This window comes from Saccharopolyspora sp. (assembly GCF_017434145.1).
Lineage (GTDB): Bacteria > Actinomycetota > Actinomycetes > Mycobacteriales > Pseudonocardiaceae > Saccharopolyspora_C > Saccharopolyspora_C galaxeae.
In genome coordinates this window covers 1-4012 of the sequence record NZ_JAFRFW010000349.1, presented here as the reverse complement: position 1 = coordinate 4012, position 4012 = coordinate 1, and the positions used below count along the sequence as shown (strand labels likewise).

Here is a 4012-nt window from a genome sequence, read left to right as displayed (position 1 = left end):
GAAGTGCGCGGCCTCGTCGGCGCGGGCCGAGGTCTGCACCCGCCAGCCGCCGCGGCCGAGGCTGTCGTGATCGAGCGTGGAGATCGCCGAGGCCACGTGGAACGGCTCGGTGTGCGTGCTCGTCACCGTCGGAACCAGCCCGATCCGCGAGGTCAGCGGCGCGAGGAACGAAGCGATCAGTTGCGCGTCGAGCCTGCCGCGGACCCGGTCGGTGCGCCGGTCACCGGGCGCGAGGTGGTCCTCGGACTGCAAGCCGAGACCGTCCTCGACGGTGACGAAATCGAGCAGCCCGCGCTCCGCGGTGCGGGCCAGCGCGGCCCAGTAGGGCGCGGTGAACAGCTTTTCCGGCGTGGCGCTCGGATCGCGCCAAGCCGCCGGGTGCCAGCCCGCGCCGGCGAGCGCGACGGCGAGGTGTGTGCCGGGCATGGGAATTCCTCTCCTGCTTGCGGGAACGTGGCGGTGTCGGGTGCGCCCGGACACCGCGCGCTGATCACCCGCAGCAGGTCGACGTGGCGCCGCCGGACGGCGCGGAAACCCGCGGCCGCGCGCATCGCAGCCTCCCTCCCGGGAAAACGCCATCGTGCCAAGGAAATCGCCGGATCGGATCACTGTAGGCCGTGCGGCGGGCGCGGTGCCAAGCTTCCCAACCGACGAGACGGCGCCCGGATCACCGAGCGACCCGCTGCTCCTCGGGCCGTTCCGGGCGGTCCGAGGACGGCCACAGGTAGGGCAGCTCGGGATCGGCGTCGGAGAAGTACCGGCCGTAGTGCTCGGGATCTTTGCGCAGCAGCGCGGATCGGTGACTGCGATGCAGCTCGGCCCGGCCGAGCCACGGCGGCAGCTCACCGGCCTTGCCGAGTTCGGCCTGCGTGCGGACCGCATCGCGGTCCGTGGCGACCGCGAAGTCCGCGCGCAGGCTCGGCTCGCAGGTGTCACCGCGGCCGCCGGCCTGCCACACCCCGCACACCACGAGCCCGTAGCAGGTCAGCGCTTCTTCGTAGCCGCACCACATCAGCACCGCCGGGTGCCGTCGCCAGCCGTAGCCGGAGACGGTCAAGGCGCGCAGCACCTGCACCGCCTCCACCCGCTGCTTGCCGAGCCTGCGCCGGTCGAGCACCCGCGCGCTCGCCGCGAAGTCCGAGTAAGGCAGGAAAGTCTGCACGGCTGCGCGCTACTTCAGCGCGCTGCCCTGCTGCCACTGCTGCCAGTCCATCGACCAGTCGCCGTAGCGGTCCCACACCGGCAGCTCCGGCCCGCCGGAATTGGTCACCTCGACCACGTCGCCGTATCCGAAGTTGCGGAAGAACCACCGGGCGTTCTCGCCGTTGAGGTTGATGCAGCCGTGCGAGACGTTCGAGCTGCCCTGGCTGCCCACGCTCGCCGGGTTCTCGTGCACGAACTCGCCGCTGTTGGACACCCGCACCGACCAGCGCTCGCGCATCCGGTAGTAGTCCGGATCGCTCTTGTCGCACACCCCGTAGGTGCACGAGTCCATGATCATGCTTTCGCGCTTCTCCGAGACGACGTGCGTGCCCGCGTGCGTCGGCGAGGACTTCTTGCCCATCGAGATCGGCATCGTGTTGATCAGCGCGCCGTTGCGGAAGATCTGCATCTGGTTGGACTTCCCGTCCGCCCTGGCGATCATCGCGTCGTGCACCCGGTAGGTGTGCGCGGTGTCCGAGCCGCCGAGCACGCCGCCGCCCAGATCCGCGCCGTAGACGTTGGCGCGGGCGTGGATCGTGGTGCCCGGCTTCCAGAACTCCTTCGGGCGGTAGTGCACGTTCTCGTCGTCGATCCAGTGCCAGGCTCCCGGCTGGACCGGATCGCTGTGCACCTCCAGCGTCCGCTCGATCGCGGCCTTGTCCTGCACCGGCTTGGTGAACTGGAAGACGATCGGCTGGCCGACGCCGATGCCGTCGTCTCCCACGGCGTCCGGCGACGGGATCAGGTTGGCCTCGAACTTCTCGGCCGGGTCGACGGTGCCGACCGCGCTGCGCTGCTCGGCCGGTTTGCCGTCGGCGCCGCGCGCGTGCGCGAGCACGTCGTCGTGCGCGGCGTAACCGAGCGGTTCGGTGCTGCGCCAGGTCTTCCCGTCCGGGCTGAGTTCGCCGCGCACGGCGTTGCCCTTTTCGGTGTTGGTCACGGTGACGTCGGTGAGCGTGCCGTCGGCGACCCGGACCGTGATCGGAGTCCGCGGGTTGATGGTGGCGGCGTTCGCCGGTTCGATCGTGAGCGCAGGCGCGGGAACTCGCTTCGGCGGTGCGGTGGCACTGCAACCTGCGAGGACCAGCGCGCCGATCAGCGCCGCGAGCAGCGGCATGAACCGGGCACGGCGGCGAGGCGACGCGGGAATCGGCATGAGATCCCTCCGACTGGCGCACTGCGATCATTCGATCGGTCGATCAAAGAAATCCGGAAGCGATACTAATCGCGATGTGTGGAGGTCCGCGCAGTGTCGGAACACCGATCGGGGGAACCGGTGATCCCAGTTCGGGAAGCGGGAGGTGCGAACAGTGATCAGATTCTCCGACCGTTCCGACCGCCCGCAAGATCGCGGTGCGGAATTCGCGGGTGATCATCGAGCCCGCGCGGCGGTAACCTGGCGGTGAACGCGCTCCGGCGCACACCCGAACCGAAGGTGGACCGAACCCGCACGAGGTGACCGGATGACCGACGACGAGCACGACGATCGACCGCAGGTGCTCGAACGCAGCCGCACCGGCCTCGGCGAGCTCGTGCTGCGCCGCTGCGGCGCCGAACTGGAACTGATCAGCGGCGGCATGTTCCTGATGGACACCCGCGACGGCCGCTCGGAACGGGCGATGGTCGAGCGGGTGCTCGCGGTCGCGCCGCCCGGGGCGCGCTTGGTCATCGGCGGTCTCGGCTTCGGGTTCTCGTTGGCGGCGGCGGTGGCCTCACCGGTTCCCGCCGAGATCATCGTGGTGGAGATCCACCGCCAGGTCATCGAGTGGAACCGCACCTACCTGCCGGAACGCACCGAGCGCAACACCGCCGATCCCCGCGTCCGGATCGTGCACGGCGACATCGCGGCATGGCTCGACCGCGACGACGGGCCGCTGGACGCGGTCTGCCTGGACACCGACAACGGGCCGGAATGGCTCACCACGCCCGAGAACGGCGCGCTCTACGGCGGATCCCGGCTCGGCCGGCTCGGCGAACGCCTCGGCGACCCGGGTGCCGTCGCGTTCTGGAGCGCGAACCGGTCGGCCGCGTTCGAGGCGGCGCTGCGCAACGCCTTCCGGGAGGTCGCGGTGCACGAAACCCCGGTCGCGCGGGGTGAACCGGACGTCGTCTACCTGGCCCGGCACCCCGCGCACGCGCCCGCTCAGGGCAGGTAGTACATCGGGTTCGGCAGCTTCACCGGTTTCTCGGCGTGCCCGCCCCGCAGGTCGCTGTGCTGGTCGCCGATGTTGAGCAAGATGTGCGCGCCCTGCGATTCCAGGTGCGCGCGGGTGCCCGACTTGTACTCCACGGTGCTGCAGTCCAGCCCCCACGGCAGGTAGTCCGGGGCGTGCGTCTCCGGTTTGAAGAACGCCCCGGCCGGGCTCGGGAACCCTTCCCCGGCGAGGTTGCGCAGCGAAGCGTCCTGGAGGCTCTCCCCGCGGCCGGTGATGAAGTAGACCCGCACGCCGTGCCCCGCGGCCCACTGCGCCAGTTCGCGGGTGTGCCCGATCGGCTCGAACACGCCCTTCTCGATGGCTTCGCGCTGCGCGTCCTCGTCGAAACCGAAGTCCCGCCCGGCCTCCCAGCCGTAGGTCACCTCCGAGGTGTCGTCCACGTCCAGCACGATCGCCGGGTTCGGCACGCCTTCGGCGAGGCGACGCTGCAGGTACGCCCGCGCGTCGGTCACCTCCCGGTCGGTGTCGACGTCCCAGGCGCTGCCGGGGGAGGCGTGGTGCTCGCCCGCGGCGTCCTCGCGGTCGCCGTAGTACTCCTGCACGGCCTGCTTCGCCTGCCCGAGGTTGTCCGGCTCCGGCGCGGCGGTCCGCTG

5 protein-coding genes are annotated in these 4012 nt (G+C 70.8%); 1 reads left to right on the top strand and 4 read right to left on the bottom strand.

From position 1 onward, the window contains the following. The 3 genes from IJH84_RS09665 to IJH84_RS09655 all read right to left on the bottom strand — a co-directional run. Positions 1 to 426, bottom strand: a 426-nt coding sequence (locus IJH84_RS09665; RefSeq protein ID WP_295142942.1) for an LLM class flavin-dependent oxidoreductase, incomplete at its 3' end; no start/stop codon positions are given. Positions 427 to 667: 241 nt separating this feature from the next. Further along, positions 668 to 1162: an MSMEG_6728 family protein gene (locus IJH84_RS09660; protein ID WP_295142939.1), complete on the bottom strand. Its 495-nt coding sequence runs from the start codon at positions 1160 to 1162 to the stop codon at positions 668 to 670. Between the two features lie 9 nt (positions 1163 to 1171). Continuing rightward, positions 1172 to 2359, bottom strand: a complete 1188-nt coding sequence (locus IJH84_RS09655) for an Ig-like domain-containing protein (protein ID WP_295142936.1) — start codon at positions 2357 to 2359, stop codon at positions 1172 to 1174. A 307-nt stretch (positions 2360 to 2666) separates the two neighbouring features. On the opposite strand from IJH84_RS09655, the gene IJH84_RS09650 reads away from it, so the two are divergent. Next, the gene (locus tag IJH84_RS09650; RefSeq protein WP_295142932.1) at positions 2667 to 3359 is read left to right on the top strand and encodes a spermidine synthase; all 693 of its coding nucleotides are present in this window, start codon (positions 2667 to 2669) and stop codon (positions 3357 to 3359) included. Here the strand turns inward: IJH84_RS09650 and IJH84_RS09645 are convergent. Beyond that, a partial coding sequence (locus IJH84_RS09645; protein WP_295142930.1) for an HAD family acid phosphatase occupies positions 3347 to 4012 on the bottom strand: 666 nt, incomplete at its 5' end. The genes IJH84_RS09650 and IJH84_RS09645 overlap by 13 nt on opposite strands.